This is a genomic window from Planococcus sp. CP5-4_YE (genome assembly GCF_019042655.1).
Taxonomy (GTDB): domain Bacteria; phylum Bacillota; class Bacilli; order Bacillales_A; family Planococcaceae; genus Planococcus.
This window is the reverse complement of the sequence record NZ_JAHPZO010000017.1, coordinates 40214-58142: the sequence shown is the minus strand read 5'-3', so window position 1 is coordinate 58142 and position 17929 is coordinate 40214. Positions and strand designations below refer to the sequence as shown.

Annotated in this window: 19 protein-coding genes; 11 read left to right on the top strand and 8 right to left on the bottom strand. The window is 47.7% G+C overall.

Annotation, left to right across the window (positions count from 1 at the left end; translation table 11 throughout):
- Positions 1-198: 198 nt before the first annotated feature.
- The 3 genes from KTG14_RS15345 to KTG14_RS15335 all read left to right on the top strand — a co-directional run bounded on the left by KTG14_RS15345 (position 199) and on the right by KTG14_RS15335 (position 3906).
- Positions 199-1083, top strand: a complete 885-nt coding sequence (locus KTG14_RS15345; RefSeq protein WP_216971711.1) for a proline iminopeptidase-family hydrolase — start codon at positions 199-201, stop codon at positions 1081-1083.
- Positions 1084-1189: 106 nt separating this feature from the next.
- Positions 1190-1870, top strand: coding sequence for a protein kinase family protein (locus KTG14_RS15340; protein WP_216971710.1), 681 nt, complete (start codon positions 1190-1192; stop codon positions 1868-1870).
- A gap of 350 nt (positions 1871-2220) precedes the next feature.
- Positions 2221-3906: a peptide ABC transporter substrate-binding protein gene (locus KTG14_RS15335; protein WP_254178198.1), complete on the top strand. Its 1686-nt coding sequence runs from the start codon at positions 2221-2223 to the stop codon at positions 3904-3906.
- A gap of 49 nt (positions 3907-3955) precedes the next feature.
- Here the strand turns inward: KTG14_RS15335 and KTG14_RS15330 are convergent, their stop codons facing one another.
- The 5 genes from KTG14_RS15330 to KTG14_RS15310 all read right to left on the bottom strand — a co-directional run bounded on the left by KTG14_RS15330 (position 3956) and on the right by KTG14_RS15310 (position 8778).
- Complete coding sequence (locus tag KTG14_RS15330) at positions 3956-5629, bottom strand: DUF2207 domain-containing protein (RefSeq protein ID WP_216971709.1); 1674 nt, start codon at positions 5627-5629, stop codon at positions 3956-3958.
- 151 nt (positions 5630-5780) lie between these two features.
- Positions 5781-6812 (bottom strand): DUF4097 family beta strand repeat-containing protein, encoded by a 1032-nt coding sequence (locus KTG14_RS15325; protein WP_216971708.1) that lies wholly within the window; start codon positions 6810-6812, stop codon positions 5781-5783.
- A complete protein-coding gene (locus tag KTG14_RS15320; protein WP_058381572.1) occupies positions 6805-7128 on the bottom strand; it encodes a PadR family transcriptional regulator in 324 nt (107 codons plus the stop codon). The genes KTG14_RS15325 and KTG14_RS15320 overlap by 8 nt, the downstream gene beginning before the upstream one ends.
- A 217-nt stretch (positions 7129-7345) precedes the next feature.
- Positions 7346-8230, bottom strand: coding sequence for a metallophosphoesterase family protein (locus KTG14_RS15315; RefSeq protein WP_254178201.1), 885 nt, complete (start codon positions 8228-8230; stop codon positions 7346-7348).
- Between the two features lie 182 nt (positions 8231-8412).
- A complete protein-coding gene (locus tag KTG14_RS15310; protein WP_216971706.1) occupies positions 8413-8778 on the bottom strand; it encodes a PH domain-containing protein in 366 nt (121 codons plus the stop codon).
- 221 nt (positions 8779-8999) lie between these two features.
- Between KTG14_RS15310 and KTG14_RS15305 the strand changes: the two genes are divergently transcribed.
- From KTG14_RS15305 to KTG14_RS15290, 4 genes are all read left to right on the top strand, one after another.
- Positions 9000-9812, top strand: coding sequence for a hypothetical protein (locus KTG14_RS15305; protein WP_216971705.1), 813 nt, complete (start codon positions 9000-9002; stop codon positions 9810-9812).
- Positions 9813-9851: 39 nt separating this feature from the next.
- Positions 9852-10313: a hypothetical protein gene (locus KTG14_RS15300; protein WP_216971704.1), complete on the top strand. Its 462-nt coding sequence runs from the start codon at positions 9852-9854 to the stop codon at positions 10311-10313.
- A 192-nt stretch (positions 10314-10505) separates the two neighbouring features.
- Positions 10506-10940: an excalibur calcium-binding domain-containing protein gene (locus tag KTG14_RS15295; protein ID WP_216971703.1), complete on the top strand. Its 435-nt coding sequence runs from the start codon at positions 10506-10508 to the stop codon at positions 10938-10940.
- A 136-nt stretch (positions 10941-11076) separates the two neighbouring features.
- A complete protein-coding gene (locus tag KTG14_RS15290) occupies positions 11077-11715 on the top strand; it encodes a class D sortase (RefSeq protein WP_216971702.1) in 639 nt (212 codons plus the stop codon).
- Between the two features lie 340 nt (positions 11716-12055).
- On the opposite strand, the gene KTG14_RS17970 is transcribed toward KTG14_RS15290, so the two are convergent.
- Positions 12056-12187, bottom strand: a complete 132-nt coding sequence (locus KTG14_RS17970; RefSeq protein WP_258048461.1) for a hypothetical protein — start codon at positions 12185-12187, stop codon at positions 12056-12058.
- A 528-nt stretch (positions 12188-12715) separates the two neighbouring features.
- On the opposite strand from KTG14_RS17970, the gene KTG14_RS15285 reads away from it, so the two are divergent.
- The gene (locus KTG14_RS15285) at positions 12716-13729 is read left to right on the top strand and encodes an SDR family oxidoreductase (protein ID WP_216971701.1); all 1014 of its coding nucleotides are present in this window, start codon (positions 12716-12718) and stop codon (positions 13727-13729) included.
- A 157-nt stretch (positions 13730-13886) separates the two neighbouring features.
- Positions 13887-14393: a pyridoxamine 5'-phosphate oxidase family protein gene (locus tag KTG14_RS15280; protein WP_216971700.1), complete on the top strand. Its 507-nt coding sequence runs from the start codon at positions 13887-13889 to the stop codon at positions 14391-14393.
- A gap of 257 nt (positions 14394-14650) precedes the next feature.
- On the opposite strand, the gene KTG14_RS15275 is transcribed toward KTG14_RS15280, so the two are convergent.
- On the bottom strand, positions 14651-14800 hold the full coding sequence (locus tag KTG14_RS15275) for a hypothetical protein (RefSeq protein ID WP_216971699.1): 150 nt from the start codon (positions 14798-14800) through the stop codon (positions 14651-14653).
- Between the two features lie 58 nt (positions 14801-14858).
- On the opposite strand from KTG14_RS15275, the gene KTG14_RS15270 reads away from it, so the two are divergent.
- Positions 14859-15545, top strand: a complete 687-nt coding sequence (locus tag KTG14_RS15270; protein ID WP_216971698.1) for a FusB/FusC family EF-G-binding protein — start codon at positions 14859-14861, stop codon at positions 15543-15545.
- Positions 15546-15737: 192 nt separating this feature from the next.
- The gene (locus tag KTG14_RS15265; RefSeq protein WP_216971697.1) at positions 15738-16970 is read left to right on the top strand and encodes an AI-2E family transporter; all 1233 of its coding nucleotides are present in this window, start codon (positions 15738-15740) and stop codon (positions 16968-16970) included.
- Positions 16971-17046: 76 nt separating this feature from the next.
- Here KTG14_RS15265 and KTG14_RS15260 read toward each other — a convergent pair whose 3' ends face one another.
- The gene (locus KTG14_RS15260; protein ID WP_216971696.1) at positions 17047-17922 is read right to left on the bottom strand and encodes a sulfurtransferase; all 876 of its coding nucleotides are present in this window, start codon (positions 17920-17922) and stop codon (positions 17047-17049) included.
- Positions 17923-17929: the final 7 nt, after the last annotated feature.

Genomic DNA, 17929 nt, shown 5'->3' with positions numbered 1-17929 from the left:
GATTAGATAGCGGTATTTGCTTATGATTGGCTCGTGAAAAATGGATTTCTGGAAGAAGAATAAGGTCGATTAGATAGAAAAAAAACCGCCATTCCGAAAAGGAGTGGCGGTTTTGCTTATGGGGCATGAAAATAAAGGGGATTTTGCTAAGGTGGAGAAATGCTTGTTAACAGGCAAAAAAAGGAGGCATAAGTATTTATGGAATATGTAAAAGAAGGGTTCATTCCCGTGACTGGGGGCAAGGTATGGTACCGGATCACCGGCAAAGGACCAGGCATCCCGCTCTTGCTCTTGCACGGGGGGCCGGGGATGAAAAGCAGCGATAGCGACCCGCTGCGGCAACTAGGGACAGAGCGGCCGGTCATCCAATACGACCAGCTTGGCTGTGGAAAATCGGACCGGCCGGAAGATAAAGCTCTTTGGACATTAGACCGCTACGTCGAAGAACTCGGGCAAGTGATCCAAGCGCTTGAGCTAGAAGAGGTCCATCTGCTCGGCCATTCCTGGGGGACGATGCTCGCTGCGTCTTATCTCTTTACGAAACCGGGCGGTGTGCGCAGTGTCATGTTCTCCGGGCCAGCACTCGATGCGCAGCGCTGGGAGCAGGACCAGCGCGCTTATTTAAAGCAATTTCCGGAACAGGTACAAAAGACAATCGAGAAGAGCGAAAACCGAGGAACAACCGATTCAGACGACTACCAGCAAGCGATGATGCAGTATTACAAAACCCATATGTGCCGCGTCGACCCTTGGCCAGATGAGTTGTCAGAAGATCTCGATCAGCTGAACCCGGATATCTACAATTATATGTGGGGAGCTTCGGAATTCACGGTCACTGGCACCTTGAAGCATTTTGATGCGACGGAGCGCTTGAATGAGATCGACATTCCGGCCCTGTTCACTTGCGGCCGTTACGATGAAGCGACACCTGAAGCGACAGAGCTTTATGCGAGTCTCGTGCCGGATGCGGAATTTCACGTGTTCGAAAACAGCTCGCACATGCCGTCAATCGAAGAACCCGAAGCTTATGTGGAAACCGTTCGCAAATGGGTCAATCACCAGGAAATGAAGCCAGGGGCGTAAAGGGATTAATTGTGAAACTGATGCTATGATAAAGACGAACTGCCAACAAACAGGCGGTTCGTTATTTTAATGGAACAAAGCGCTGATGACCAGAGGAGAGATGGGCATGAATCAAGATCAATGGAAGATTGCTGCGGACGCCTTGTCGACGGTAACCGTGACGGCACACCCCAATAATGAACCGGTCACGATACTTGGAATCGCAGAAGGCTATCGTTGCATCGGTGTCGGTACGGACGCCGCAGTATTCCAGTCCGATAACTTCCCGGAATATGCATTTAAAGTATACGCTAAAGGCAAAAAAGACAAACTCGAAGCCGAAGCGAAGGTGTACGAACAAATCGGGCAGTCTGTATATTTCTCGACGTGCTACGGAAGAGACGAGCGCATGCTCGTGTTGAAATTCGAGCAAGGCCCGACCTTATTCGATTGCCTGCTACAGGGCGTGTACGTGCCGGAACAGGCCATCGTGGATGTGGAAACAGCGCGCTACTATATCCGCGAAATCGGCTTGAACCCGCGGGACATCCATTTAAAAAATATCATCTTGCAGGATGGGCGCGCGAAATTGCTCGACGTGTCCGAGTACATCAAGCCCGGCAACGATTTCCGCTGGGAGCACTTGAAAAAAGCGTATCAAGAATATTATCCGATTATCGACGGCAAGCCCGTTCCATTCTGGTTGCTCGACACCATTCGCAAATGGTACCACCACTGGAACCGTTATTCTGCTTCATTTGAAGAATTCATGCGCATCGTGTCTAAGCAACTAAACTACCGAAAATGATTTTAGCGAACAACCGGTTTTCGAGAAAGTCAAGAAGCCGTATTATCCGAAGCTTATCGCTCGATTCCCGCTTGAGGAAAGTGAACGACATAAGCTTCTCAAATACTTAGATAGAACATTGGATTTAAAATGTAGAAAAAATAGTCTTCGTTTAATTTACAGTGGTCCATGGACTTCTTCAACACTTTGAACAGGTTCTCCAGATATTGGAGGGCCTATTTTTTTGAAACAAATAAGTGATAATATCAATTCTATTAAATTCAAAATTTAATATTTTTTTAAAGAAAATCATTACTTGTATATAATAGGGGGAGGAATGCACTAGAGCGTTAGGTATAGGAGGATTTACAATGATTAAACGAAATAAAGCTTGGGCTTTGACAATAATCGCCAGCTTGGCTGTAATACTCGCAGCATGCGGCGGGGAACAGGAAACTGCGACAGATACAGAAAGTACTGCAGAACAAGACGGACTGGACAGTGTCCAGGAACTGCGCTTGACGACAGGGTCTGGGGTTCCGACCATGGATTCCGTGTTGGCGGACGATGCAGTATCATTCACTATGCTGAACAATGCAGGCGAAGGTTTGTATCGCCTGGATCAGGAGAATAAGGCGATTCCAGCTATGGCTTCGGCCGAGCCTGAAATCAGCGAAGACGGCTTGAGCTATACCTTTAAATTGCGTGATGCGAATTGGTCTAACGGCTCCCCTGTGACGGCGCATGATTTTGTCTTTGCGTGGCAGCGTGCAGCCGATCCGGAAACAGGCTCTACTTACGGGCCGTATATGATGGCTGGAACGATCAAAAATGCTGAGGCGATTGCGGCAGGTGAAATGGATAAATCGGAACTCGGCATCCAAGCGGAAGACGATCAAACACTGGTCGTCACGCTGGAACGGCCAATTCCTTATTTCTTGTCCTTGATGGCATTCGGAACGTTTTACCCGCAGAACGAAGCGTACGTGACTGAACATGGAGATGACTATGCCATGGACTCATCCAAACTGATATCGAATGGGCCGTTCACGTTGACAAACTGGGACGCTACGGCGATGTCGTGGGAATTGGAGAAAAACCCTGAATACTGGGATGCGGAAAATGTGAAATTGGATACAGTCGAATTCAATATCGTTCCGGATCCAGGGACTGGCGTTAATTTATATGAGACTGGGGAAGCGGACCGTGCCGGCTTGGCTGGCGAATTTGCCATGCAATACGCAGACGATGAAGAAGTCGTGCGCGTATTGAAGCCGTCTGTTTATTATTTGCAATTCAACCAACAGCGTGAAGGCGAATCGACACCACTTGCGAATCCGAAATTACGCAAAGCTTTGGCGCTGTCGTTTAATAAACAGGATTTGGCGGATATCGTTCTCGCCAACGGATCGATTCCGGCAGATTTCTTGGTCCCAACGGAGTTCACATTTGATGCGAGTAATGAAGATTTCCGCACCGTCAATGGGGATATGATGGAATTCAATGCTGAGGAAGCGAAAGCATTATGGACAGAAGGTTTGGAAGAAGAAGGGCTGACGGAAGTGAGCTTGGAGTACTTGAGCGGCGATACGGAACTTTCCAAAAAAATCGATGCCTATATGCAAGACCAGATGGAAGGCAATCTGGCTGGTTTGACGCTTGAGATGAGCCAAGTGCCATTCAACGTCCTGCTCGATAAAAACGAAGCCCAGGATTACGATATCCAAAGCACAGGCTGGGGCCCTGATTTCCAAGACCCGATCACATTCCTTGATTTGTTCGCGACGGAATCACCTCAAAACACGATGGCGTATTCCAATGAGCAGGTGGATGAATTACTCGAACAAGCAAACGGCGAACTTGCGTTAAAGCCAGAAGAGCGCTGGCAAGCGTTAGCGGAAGTTGAGAAAATCCTCGTGGAAGAAGATGCAGCCATTGCCAATATGTATCAATTCGGCAGCATGGCATTGCAAAAACCGTATGTGCACGATGTCATTACGCATCCGTTTACTGGCGACTTCAGCTATAAATGGGCGTATATTTCAGGAAGAGAATAACAAAAGGAGGATGGCAGCTGCCATCCTCCTTTTTGTTCAAATATTTAACTTAAAACGCGCCCGAGCCGCCGCCACCGCCGCCGACTCCGCCTCCAGTTCCGGCCATTCCACCGCCGCTTGCGCTGGCTGTTGCACTTGTCGTGGTGCTGGCCGAAACGAATACAGCCGTCATGAGGACCGGGTTTATCGCGAAGCCAGAGACATCGTTTGCCGGCTCAGCGGCTGTAAAGGCATTCGCTTTTCGCTCGGCTGTTTTCTGGTCGCTGCCGAGTAAGTATGCATAAGCGCGCTGCTTTTCGTCCGGCGTTAACTGCTCCCATTGCTTAGTTGGTAAGTTGTCCATAGCGGTTTGCATGCTGCGCCATTCATAGCGCACCCGGTGGCCTTCACGCGTAATCGGCGAATAGCCAATCGCAAATCCGAGAGCGAGCATCGCAAGCGCAATAGATGCGGCCATCCAGGGCAATAATCCGTAAATGCCCGAAACGATGGCGAGGCCGATGAAGACCGCGCTCATGCTGCCGGCCGCCCAGCGTAGGCCGCTGTGTTTTTCATAAAAGTCGTGAGCCGTTACTTCGGCTTTTACTTCTTTATTCCACTCGGCGGTTGCTGCATTGTAATCTTCGTGATTGAGTTCATTTTTTGTATAGATCTCCACTTCTTCGAGCGTGAACTCCTGGCCGTCTCCGATCGTATCGAACAATAGCCCGATCAGCACCGCTTCGTGCGGGTGGTCGGTGTTGCGGTCGGCCAGTGCAAAATGGTCTTCCGAGAGTTGGCGGACTTTGCCTTTTCTCATCAAATCCAAAATCGCCGCCGACATGCCGTTCGCCGCTACATAGGTCGGATTCGTGAAATGAAGCAGTGCAGGAATGCTCATCGAATCTTCCGGAACGAAAAATTCATAAGTCCCGCTTCGGACTTCCCGTTTACGTCTTGATGCCTTCAGCCAAGTAAATAGCACGAGCCCGATGAGTAGCGCACCGAGTATCGCAATGGCGGGAATCCCAAGTGATTTTGCGATTTGCTGATTGCGGGCGAACGCTGCTGCTTCATTTTCGAGTTCTTCGCGGTCATCCGCGAGCTCATCGCGCACTGTGCCGTCTTGCGCTGTGACAGCAGGGAACAATCCGGATTCAAAAATGGCACGGATGTCCGCATTTTTTTCGGCTGGCACATTGCCTAAATCAAAAACCGCAGTCCCGTCTTCTGTAACGCTTGCTGTATCAAACGCCTCACCATATCCGAGCACTTCGGTTTCCGATGCGGGGGCAGGCGGGATGACTGTAATCGTCATATCGCCGTACTCGCTTTCGTTGCTTGCATCAAAGAACGGCCAGTAGAACTCGGCCCCGTCTTCAAACTTTTCGACAGCCCCAACGATCCGGTAGTTCAGCTCGACTTGGATCGTATCGCCTTCATTGCCGGAGCGGTAGATTTTGTACAGGCCGTTTTCGACTTCCACTTCCAAGTCCCGGCGGCTGTCGCTCGCGGTAAACTCCTCGATCGACGTTCCTTCTTTTGGAATCAAGCTTCTTGTGATCCCATTAAACTCATCTTCGAATTCGTACGTGAATTGCTCCGTAACATCCGCGGTGCCGTCTTCATTCAACTGGGCCTCGATTTGCACTTCCGTAATATCGAAATCAACTGCAAACGCCTGGACCGGGACGAGCAGCAGGAAAATGAAAATGACTAAAGCAATTGCTTTTCTATTTCTCACGATTCATCACCTCTTGTATAGGAGTACGGTTGAGGAGAGAGAAGGTTTCAAATGAGATGAATGCAGAGGGGGCGCTTGGCTGTACGAAAATAAAAAACCAGGCAAGGGAGAAGTTCCGAGCCTGGTTTCGATTCATTTATCAATCGCTTATTCAATTTATCAATTCAACCGTAATGCTGCCATTATCCGACTGTAAATCCACTACATTCTCGCCGCTGCCGAACACGCTGTGGCGGTTTTTCACGCCGAACACGGAAACCGTTCCCCAATCGACATTCGCCCGGATCGTTGCGTTTGTTGGCTTCACTCGTGTTTCCACAGAAATTGCGCCGTTATCGGCTTCGAGGCTGATCGTCCGGTCGAGGTCGACAGTGGACAAATGGATGAGCCCATTGTCGGTTTTCGCACGCACATTGCTTTCGATATCTCTCAAGTCAATAGCGCCATTGTCCGTTGAAACTTCAAGTTCATCTGCCTGGATGTTGCGAAGCTGAAGCTGTCCGTTGTCAGTGCCGACTTTCAGTTTCTTCGCCAGTACCTGTGCCAATTCGATATCGCCGTTGTCCGATTTGACGCTTGCTTGATCCGCATTCATTTGCGTGAGTTCGATGCGGCCGTTATCCGTTTCGATGGACAATTGGCGGCTGTCGAGACTCTCGCCAGTGATCATGCCGTGGTCGGAATCGATTCGGATTTTGTCATACAGTTTCTTTGGCAAGCGGACGTCGAGCTTTGGTGATTTCATGCTGCCGGTAAAGCTGAAGATACCCCATTTTCTTGGCTCTTCTTTCAAGGTGATGACGAGCGTCCGGTTGAGGATATCGACAGACAACTGCTGGCGGTAGCTTTTATCGGTGATGTCGGCATGCATCTTGCCGTCTTCCGAAGGGCCGATGGTAAGCATGCCGTTATCAATCTGTATGTCGACTTGATCGAATTTATCTTCCGTCAGTTCATTCGCCGCCGTGCTGATGTCGTTTTGATTGAAATCAAACGACTCGATCAGTTCATCGGCGATTTCTTGTGGCGAGCCGAGTTCATCGGCAATTTCGCTATCTGTCTTGCCATCTGCCTGCCCGTTCGCGAAATACTCGCGGATGTCCTGGAGAATATCGTTTTGTTCTTCTTTCGGCAATTGTTTCAACGCTGTTTCAAGTTCTTGCAAAAATTGGTTTTCAGTCATTTTGCACACCCTCTTCAATTAGTTGGTTGACCCCATCCGTGAAACTTTTCCATTCTTCGAGCTGTTCCTGTAAATACGTCCGGCCGAGTTCGGTGAGTGAGTAATATTTCCGCGGCGGGCCTTCGCTTGATTCCTGCAAGTAGGTGGTGAAATAGCCTTCCTTTGTGAGCCGTCGGAGCAGGGGATAGACGGCGCCTTCCGAGATGGCGATGCGGCTCGAGATTTTCTGGACGAGTTCATAGCCGTAGCGGTCCTGTTTATCCAACAGCACCAGCACACATAAATTCAATACGCCTTTTTTAAACTGGATGTTCAATGGGATTTCCTCCTTTCTTAGCTAGTATTTTATAAACAGTAGTGATTAATGAATAATATATCATCTAGTATTGTTCAATGCAAGGTACTGAGATCAATTAATTGAAAATTATTTTTTCTATAGTCAATTCGCTTTCTATAAACATAGAAAAGCTAGCTCCCATTATGTAGAAAGGGGGGAGCCAGCTGTTAAGGCGATTATTCAAAAAAATCCGGCCTTATTTCGTCGTCATCTTTTTTATGTCATTCAAGCTCAAGCCAGTAGCCATTGGCGATGAAGCCGAAAGCGGGATCGCGTATTTCACATCGGCCTGTGTGCCGAGCGGGTGGGGCTTCAGTTGAAAATGATCGATGGCTGTACCGATCGTGTGTGCAGCCGACTTTAATTTCGGATCCATTAAAGGAATGTAATCGATGTCAATCAAGGACTCGGATACATCAATGATCCTCACCGCTTGTTCATCCAGGACCGCCGCTAGTTGGAGAAAGGTCCATTGTTCCCTGGCGGCGATGGAATTGTAATGGTTGTGCCCATTGACATACAGCCCAGCACGCTGCTTGGGTTTCAGCAATTCCCACATCGGGATATCCGGCGCAATGCAGCGTTTTTCTTTTTCGGAGTTTTTGGTCGTTCCATGGACGGGATGATGACCGAAGACGATAAGCGGCAGGTCACCGGATTCTTGGACTACTGTTTCGAGCCATTGTTGTTGGACAAGGTCCAAGGTTCCGCCCCAGTCTTCGTAATTTTGTTCTTGGGCAGTATCCAGAAAAGCCAAGACGGCATGGTCTGTTGAAATCGTATGAAAACGCTCTTGCTGTGTGATATGGAGGACATCTTTTCGGTTCATGGCATAGACATCATGGTTGCCGAGTACGTGGACAAACGGTTTTTGATGGTGACGAATTATAGCGTAGATATCTTCCAATTCGTCAGCTGAACCGAAATTCGTCAAATCACCAATCGATACATACAGATCCGCGGGAATCGAGAAAAACTGTTCCATGAAAGACTCGAAAAACGACTGCCGATCTTCCCGGATAAACGCATAGCTCTCTTTTACCGAAGGAAAATGCAAATCTCCAATCACTGCAATTTTCATTCTGTTCAACAACTCCCTCTGCATTTAATAACACCAGTATCTCAGACGACTGCTGAGCTGCAGTAAACGCAGTGTAAAGAATTGTGAAAGTGCGGATCTAAAGGTCACTGTAGAAGAATGCAGTCATTAAAAAAGCTACACCCATCCATGCGTAGGGCATGTAGGTATAGCCTGGCTGAAAGTCAAAGAATCCCTTCGGCAATAATCTTATCCAGCTTGCGGATATCGACTTTCTTATTCAAATTCAGTTTGAAGTTTCCGGCTCTTGTCCAGAGTTGGATTTCCGCGTTGGCATCGAACGTGCCGGCATTCTCGGTCGAGTACATATTGATCGACTTGAACGGAATCGTATAGATTTCAACTTTTTTGCCGGTCATTCCCTGTTTGTCTGAAATGATGATGCGCTTGTTTGTCACAACAGCGGTATCTCGCACGGTTTTATAGGCGACTTTCGCTTGTTCGCCGTCCACCAGCAAATCCTTGACCGAGTCCGGTACATCAATTTCCTGGACAAATGTCCAGCCCATCATTGCATTCAATTCTGCCATTGGAATTCCCCCTATCTGTTATTGATACCAGTATGGCATATGTCAGAAAGAGGGGCTATAAAAATGAATGGACTATTCAATTGACAGTCGTCGGATCAAATGGCTGTTCGACACAGGCTGAATGGGAAATTATAGTATGTTAAAATGACCAGGAAAGAAGTGTTTTAAAGGATGTTCAGTTATAGGAATCATCCTTTATTATGTAACGGAGGAGGACCATAATGCTTGCCGAAATGTATAAAAAACGTGAAAAACTCGCCTATGTATTTCTCGTCGGAACGCTGGCCAGTGCGCTGATATTTTTCATATTCGCGACGCCGAAAACACCCTCGGACTGGGTGGAACTGCTGTTTTTCCTGTTCCCGATTGGCTTAAGCATAGCGATCGTATTGATCAGCCGAGCGCATTATAAAAAAGTGAAGGACATTGAAATTCCACAATCCGAAAAGCAGCTCCTGGAGCTGAAAGATATTGTCATCAAGAAAGATGCAGCGCTTATTCCGAGGCTGTTACTATTCGAAAAAAGCGGTCAGTATGTCGGAAGTGTCGAAATCGCGAAAACTTCCTGGTGGGTGTATCCGTTCCTATTTTTTGCTTCTTCGCTAATTAGCTTGTTTCCAATGACTTATAAACTGGCAAGCAACGACGGCACAAGCGAAATAACCTTCCGGAAAACAGGATGGCTGAAGCAGTCGAAAGTTGAGATTTTCAATAAGGAACAGAAAAAAATCGGTACGTACATACAAGAAGAATTAAAAGCGCTGTTCAATATCAGAGGAGTATTGTATGACGAAGAGGAAGAAGCGGTGCTGTCCATTAAAGCGTCCGGATTCTCTGGCAGCTTCAGTTGGAATGACCAACAGGGGAGGCGCTTGGCGTACTTCTATAATGGCATGTTTCCTCATGAATACACGCATCTCTTCAGGGATACACATAACGACATCGTCGAGCTGGCGGAAGATACTGCAGATAAGGACAAGATTCGTTTACTGGCAGTCATCGGATTTATTTTCTTTACGCGAATCGAGCAATAAACGACGTGAAGACACTGCAATGGAGGAAGTGTTTGTACAATGACTCCATCGACACGGAAAGAAATGATGGACCGTCTGGATTTCCTTATCGGAACTTGGGCAATCGAAGTGTTTCATCCAGAGCTTCAACCACCGCCGATTACAGGGGAGGCAAGTTTCGAGTGGCTGGATCACCGTTATATTATTCAGCGCACGCGGATCGACAAGCCTGAATTTCCAAGCAGCATGATCATCTATGATTGGGACGATGCAAAGGGGCAGTACGTGCAGCATTATTTTGATTCGCACGGCGTGACGCGCTTATACGAGATGAGTTTTCAAGATGGCCTCTGGAAGTTGTGGCGGACCACGCCCGATTTCTCACCGCTCGATTTTCATCAGCGTTTCAGCGGCACAGTGAATAGAGCGGGAAACCTTATCGAAAGTTCCTGGGAACAATCAGCAGACGATGTTCAGTGGGAGCATGATTTCGGGTTGAATTATGAGAAAAGTAAAGAGTGAAAGCCTCCTGGATTGCTTGGGGGGCTTTTTGACTGTGTAAATGAAAATTTTGGGAATATTAGATCAGAGACAGGACTTTTGATGTCTTTATGAGTATTGTAATAAAAATATCGAAATTTATATTGAATTATTTTTTAATTCAGACTATTATTTGTTGTAGCAAGAAAATAAAGGAAATGGAAGGAGAATAATATGAAAAAAGGAATTACTGGAATCTTTATGGGGTCGCTTTTATTTGTAGGAGCTTCTCTGAACGTAGCAGCCGATGAACATGTCGATAAAGACTGTGGTGATTTTTCAAGCCACGAAGAAGTTATGGAGTTTTGGTACGCGAATGGGTATAGTGCAGAAAACGACCCGCACGATCTTGACCGCGATAATGACGGGCTCGCTTGCGAAGTCAGCCAATCAGAATACGATGATTATGTAGCGAGCCAAGAAGCTGCCGGATCTGATGACGAGGATTCTAGTGATCAGGAAGAAGCCGTAGAAGAGGAAGAAGAAGGCGCAGCTTTGCCGGATACTGCTTCGAACGGGCCTTTGATGATGTTATTTGGCGCTGGAGTTGCCGGGGCAGGATCACTGCTGTTATTCCGTAGAAAGAGACAAACAGCCGATCAGCAATAGGCTGTCTGATCAGCACTTATACAAAAGAGCAGCGGGATTGAATATTCGCCGCTTTATCCGAATCTAAAAAGGACTGCCCTTAAAAGTCATGATTATGACCTTTTGGGGCAGCCTCTTTAATGCGAGGTGATGCTAGATGAAGCGTTGGTTGGGCTTGGTGCTCCTGTTTATTGGTGTAAGTATTATCATAGTGAATTTTTTGGAGTGGAATACTGGCCATACAGCTGCACAGGATTTCACTGAGAAAGAAGCGGATGAAGTGGCGGAAGTGGCTCAGACACTGGAAAAAGAAATGATCTTTACACCGCCTTCCATTGAAGAGCCGACTCCCGTGTTCACAAGCGATATTCAACAAGAGGCAGGTGCGAATATCGCGACATTGCTTATCCCCAAGATTGAACAAAAATATTCGATTTATTGGGGAACAGATCCTTCAACCTTGACTCAAGGCGTCGGCATGTTCGTCAGTGATTTGACGACGGTGCCTGGCGGTTACGGCCATACCGTGCTAAGCGGCCACCGGGATACGGTTTTCACTCGATTAGGTGAACTCGAAAAGTCCGATTTGCTTCATGTGCAATACGGCGATGAAATTTTTATATACGAAGTCACGGATACGTGGATTACGCACGAAGACGATCGAACAGTCATTGTCGAAAAAGAGGAATCTACTCTCACTTTGACGACTTGCTATCCTTTCGACTTTATTGGCTATGCCCCGGATCGTTATATCGTTCAAGCCGAGTTAGTTGCTGAACAAAAAATCAAGAATTAATAATTGAAACCTAATGGATGCAAGTTAGCTTGCAAGTCAGTTTTATAGCCACGAAAAAACAGCTGCCCGGGTGGAATTTCCATCCCAATGGGCGGCTGTTTTAAATTGGCGAATGCCAAGCTCAGGTGATGGATCGGCGAACGGTGTTTCAGTCTGCATTCATGCTGTAGGTGTCGGACGTTTCGCAGACGGCTTTTAAATTGTTCAAGGTTTACTCCATGGAGTTGTTCATCAGCTTTTGGATGATGAGTTTGTTGACGACTTTGCCCACCAATTTCCCGGGCAGTTCATAATTCATGCCCAAAGAGATTTCGAGGCCTTTTACTTCCGGGATATAAGTTCAAAACTGATCGGATGTGATCCCTCCCTTAACGGTGCCTCTCCATGAATAGCCATTGCCGTCTTTGCCTGTTTCCACCACTTGAACTTCAATCGGCAAATGCATTCCGAGCATTGTGTATTTCATATCCATGGTCGTGCCGGCCTCTCCTTGGCCCACCAAATTTTCGGGTTCCGAAAGGCCGAGATACCATTGAAACCAGTGGCGCGGGTCAATTGCGTAATGATAAACTTCATCAATCGGCCGGTCAATATAAACGCTTTTTTATATTCCACATACCATGATCCTCCTCATTCGTGCTCCGGATACGGGAAGTGAGGTTCGAATGGTTCTTCGCCTCATAGGTGTTGAAACGATGTGGGAACTCTTTGTGCCGATTACAACTAATGCCAAACAACCGCCAATTCTTTAAACTGAATTCGGTGAATGTGCAACTACAGAAAATGAACTGAATTCATTTTGCGATAAATTAGGCACTACTGTTATATAGAAAATGGGGCCAAACTGCAATTTATTATTAGAGTATTCAAACTAAATGAAATTGTACCGACTAATATCAAATACGAAAAGGAAGGACTTTGAAAATTTCTTAGCGAATATGCTTGTAGAGATAGATTCTAAGCATATGGGCAATAAAAAGTAGCGACAGGAGGAGTCGAAATGAAAATCCTGATTCTCGGCGGCACCCGGTTTTTGGGGCGCTTTCTCACAGAGTCGGCGTTAAAGCGCGGGCATGAAGTGACGCTATTCAACCGAGGGAAAGAAAATCCGGAACTTTTTCCGGAAGTGGAGAAATTGATTGGCGACCGGGGAGGCGATTTGTCGGCGCTAAAAGATGGCGAGTGGGACGCGGTCATCGATACATGCGGATTTGTGCCGCACGTGGTTCGTGAATCGGCCAAGATTCTTGCAAAACGCACAGGGCATTATACTTTCATCTCGAGTGCCTCCGTTTACGATGAATTGGAAAGCCCGGGAATCAGGGAGGAGCATCCCGTCGGCCAGATGTCTATGTCGGATGCAGAAGAGATGACGGAAGGCATGACCAATCTGCCAAATAATGAATACTACGGAGAACTGAAGTTTTTATGCGAGCAGGAAGTGGAACAGCAGTTTACCGGGCATAGCCTCATCGTCCGCCCTGGGCTGATCGTCGGGCCATATGATTTCACAGGACGCTTCAGCTATTGGATTAACCGTGTGGCAAAGGGCGGCCAAGTGCTGGCACCCGGCCGTAAAGACAAGCGTATCCAATTTATCGATGTCCGGGATTTAGCAGAATGGATCATCCATCTGGTTGAACAACAGCAAAGCGGGGTGTTCAATGCGGTCGGGCCCCAATCGCCATTGACGATGGAAGCTTTTTTAGGCGAATGCCAAAAAGTGTTGAAAAGCGATGCGGAAATTGTTTGGATAGATGAAGCGTTTCTTCTCGAAAATGACGTCGGCTATTGGATGGAGCTGCCTTTATGGATACCGGACAGCGAACGGATGGAAGGGTTTCTATCGCTTGATATCGATAAAGCGCTTGGGAAAGGGTTGTCGTTCCGCCCGCTTTCTGAAACCATCCTCGATACGCATAAATGGGAGCTCGGAAACAAAGCTCTGGAGCGTAAAGCAGGGCTTGCCTGTGACAAGGAACAAGTGGTGCTGAAGAAGTGGAAAAACCAATAAATGGATATCTAAACTTCGGATTTCCCACTTAGCCCACTTGTGACAACTATGCTTTTTCCGGGATTTCTTCCAAAGTTTAGCGGTAATTCATTTCGGGAAACTAAAAGACTGTACTTAATTAAAAGCAGGTTAATAGTTGGAATGGAGGAGAAATAAGATGGCACAACAGCATACTCATGAAGATGCAGTAGAAACGGTCAAAGATCTCATCAAGGATATTAAGGTCGCAATGATGACGACGGTCGTGGACGGCAAACCCGTGTCGCGCCCGATGCAAACGCAGGAAACCGAATTCGACGGTGATTTATGGTTCGTCACTTTGAAAGACACGGATAAATACGATGAGATTGCGTCGAACCCGACGGTCAATTTGGCATATGCCGGAAAATCTTACGTCTCCGTCAGCGGTACGGCTGAATTCATGGAAGACCTGGAGCGCAAGAAGAAATACTGGAACCCGATCTTCGATAAAATGCTGGAGACCAGCTACGACGATCCGAACGTGGTACTAATCAAAGTGACGCCGGAAACTGCAGAATACTGGGAGTCGGGCAATAAGCTGAAAACCGTGAAGAAGTTTGCGCAAAAGCTCACGAGCAACGAATCGGAAGATGACAATGATGGGGAACTGAACGATACGGTCGACTTCAATAAGCCCAATTAATGCATGAAGAAACAGCATCTCTTTTCAAAGGAGATGCTGTTCTTTATTGGAGAAATACTATGATAAACTGAAAAAAGGAGATGGATGATAGTGAAAGAACAATGAGGTTTCACAAGTAGGGCTTAAATGAAGAAAAGTTTTGAGTTCACATATGAAGGCCGCCATACCATCATTGAGAATCCGTGATTTAAAAGTCGAAAATTATTCATGGATCATCAATTGGACTACTCCAGTAAGGCGTAGACAATTGGGCATGACTAATTGAAGAAGATTGCAACGAAAGGGATGATATCAGATGGCAATCCGTAATCAATTGTCAGCGTCAGGAACAACTCACGCAAAGCCTGTATGGAATGGCGATCCTCTGTGTGGGGCAAGTAGGAACTGAATCGCCCATCACGCGTCATTTCAGCACATGGCTTCCTTATTAACAGAAAAAATCTACTTAATAAGGAGTGTCTCAAAATGACGCAAACAGAACAGAACCGTGCTGAGAACAACATCTCTGGTATGCGGGTGGACGCATTCATCCGCAATGACCAGTTTAATTTTATCAAAAACCAAGCAAAAATCCTGGTTCATGGCAAGGCGGCGAGCAACGACCGCGAAATAGTGGAGGTGCTGCGGCATTTGGCGCAGGAGAAAGTCTTCGGTTTATTCCCAACGGTCACTGAAGCGCAGGCATCGCTGCTCGGGGAATTAAAGGATATCGCAGATCAAGCACAAGCCGATGCTTATTTGGAACAATTGGAACCTTATCTTCTACCGTTCAAACAAGTAGCGCCAGCAGAATTGAAGAGGCTGTTTCCGAAAGCGAAAAAGCTGAAAGGGCCGAAACTTGAATCACTGGACTTTAAGCGAACATCTTATCTGGGCTGGATCGAGAGCTCGAATTTGATGTGCGTGGTAACGGAACAAAATGGGCAACTGTATGGAATCCATGGCATCTTCACGCGCAGTTCGAAACAAGGCATCTGCTCGATCTGCAACCGCCACAGTGAGGTCGGCATGTTTATCGCGAAAACGAAAGGGTCCATCCAGGATCACTTTATCAAGCGTGGCAATTATATTTGCCAGGACAGCGAAACTTGCAATGAACACATCGATACCTTGGAGCGGTTGGCGGAATTCGTCGGCCGGCTGCAAAAATAAATGGCCCAAAAGCTCTCCAGCAAATGCTGGGGGGCTTTTTGCATGAAAATTTTTGATCTTCAATAGGCGGAGCGGTGTGAAATAGCGGGGATGGGGGTACTGTATCTGTAATTACGAACTCTGCCACTGCTGCCGGCGCACCGTGTCTAGTATAGGCCAAAACCAATTGCGTTGTCGGAGAGGATGGGTTCGATGGGACCGGAACAGAATAAAACAGCGTTCAGCCTTGCTGCTTCTTGGTTCATGAAATGGGTGCTGAACAATAAAGCGGTATCTGTGCTGATCATTTTACTATTGATCCAAGTGAATATCCTGCTGCTACCGAGAATCAGCTTCATTTTCGAGCCGCTTTTGGCCTTGTTCGGCGTCATGGGCTTGCCGCTCATCATGGCCGGAGTCCTGTATTATCTGCTCAATCCGTTGATCGACTGGATGGAGTCGAAGAAAATCCATCGCATCGGGGCCATATCGATCGTTCTCATTGTGATTATTGGACTGATCGTTTGGGGGATTGCCACTTTGATCCCGGTTATTCGTGAGCAGACCATCAGCCTGCTGGATAATTGGCGGGAATATGTGGACCGGTTCATTGCACAGGTCGATGCGTTCTTCCAGATTGATTTGCTGTCGAGGCTGCAGGCGCAATTGACGGGAGGGGAAGGCAATTTGTCGACGTCGATTACGGAGCAGGCCGATGAAGTGGTGGGGACGACTGTCAGCGGCATCGGCAATGTCTTCGGCATCGTGTCGACGACCGTGCTGGCGTTGATCACGACTCCTTTCATCCTGTTCTATTTGCTGAAAGACGGCCACCATCTGCCGTATCACATCATGAAATTCGTACCGTCGCGCATGCGGGAGCAGACTTACCGCTTGCTGCGTGAAATGAATATGCAGATCAGCCAATACATCCGCGGCCAGCTGCTCGTCGCATTCTTTGTCGGTTTGATGTTCTGGATCGGCTTGAGCATCATTGGCCTCGAATACGCATTGACGCTCGGGATACTGGCAGGCGCATTAAACCTGATTCCGTTTTTGGGAACGTTTATCGCCATCATCCCGATTGTTGTCATCGCCATCGTGTTGCATTCTCCGTTTATGCTGTTAAAAGTGTTGGCTGTCTTTACGATTGAACAAACGCTGGAAGGGCGTGTGGTGCAGCCGCTCGTTCTCGGAAGCAGCTTGAATATCCATCCGGTCACGATCATCGCGGTCCTTTTGACAGCGGGAAGTTTGTTTGGGCTGCCGGGAGTGATTCTGGGCATCCCAGCTTATGCGGTGCTCAAAGTAGTATTGGTTCACTTGTTCACGTGGTACCAATCCTATACGGGCATGTATGCCGATGATTACAATCCAGCCCCGAAGCCCTTGGTTTCCGAAAAGAAAAAGAAGAAGCTGCTGAAACGGAAGAAGAAAATGACTTAGTTTTCAACGAGCGATGGAACGGTCGCGCAGGCAAAAAAATCCCGGCCATGAGAATTTGGCCGGGAGTGTTCTTCTATTAGCGAGTTTCGCTTTTAATGACTGGGCAAGACGGGTCGCTTGTCCATTCGTTCATGGAGCCGTCGTATACGGCCACATTCGGCTGTCCGAGTTTATTCAGCAATAAAGCGTTCCAGGTTGCTGCGATGCCACCCCCGCAATAAGTGATAACTTTTTTTGTGGGGTCGAGCGCACCGGTCTGTTCAAAGGCAGCACGCAGTTTTTCATCATCGTATAAGGCTTTTGTCTGTTCGTCTGCAAGGTCTGCGAAAAAGACGTTTTGGCTGCTTGGGATGTGGCTGCCTTCGTATTCTTCCGGCGACAGGCTGTCGATGAGAATGGTTTGTTCGTCATCGATGGCTTGGCGGACGTCTTCTTTCGTGGCGAGCATATCGCTGCGCCGCTGCCCTGAGAAGCTGGCTTTTGGATAGGGCGCTGCGTTTGTTGATAAGTCGCGGTTTTCCGCCTGCCATTTTTGCAAACCGCCTTCTAAAATGGCGATTTGGTCAAATCCTTCATAGCGCAATTGCCACGCGAGGCGCGAAGCCCAGTACGAAGCGGCAACCGATTCGCCGACGAGTGCGTTTTGGTCATAAACGACGGTGCGCGTGCCGTCGCCAATGCCGAGCTCGGTCATTTTGTCGATAAAAGCGTCGCGCGGTGGCACCGTGAACGGCAAATCCGATTCGCTGTCCGTCAACTCTCCGAGCAAATCAGCATACACCGCTCCCGGGATATGGCCTTGTGCAAAGGACTCCTTGCCGGACTCTACATCCGGCGGCCCACCGGCTTCCGGAAATTTCATGAATACCGTCGCATCCACAATCCGCAAATCTGGATCATTCAAATGTTCTGCTAGCCAATCGGTTGTCACGATCAATGGAATATCATTCATCTAAGAA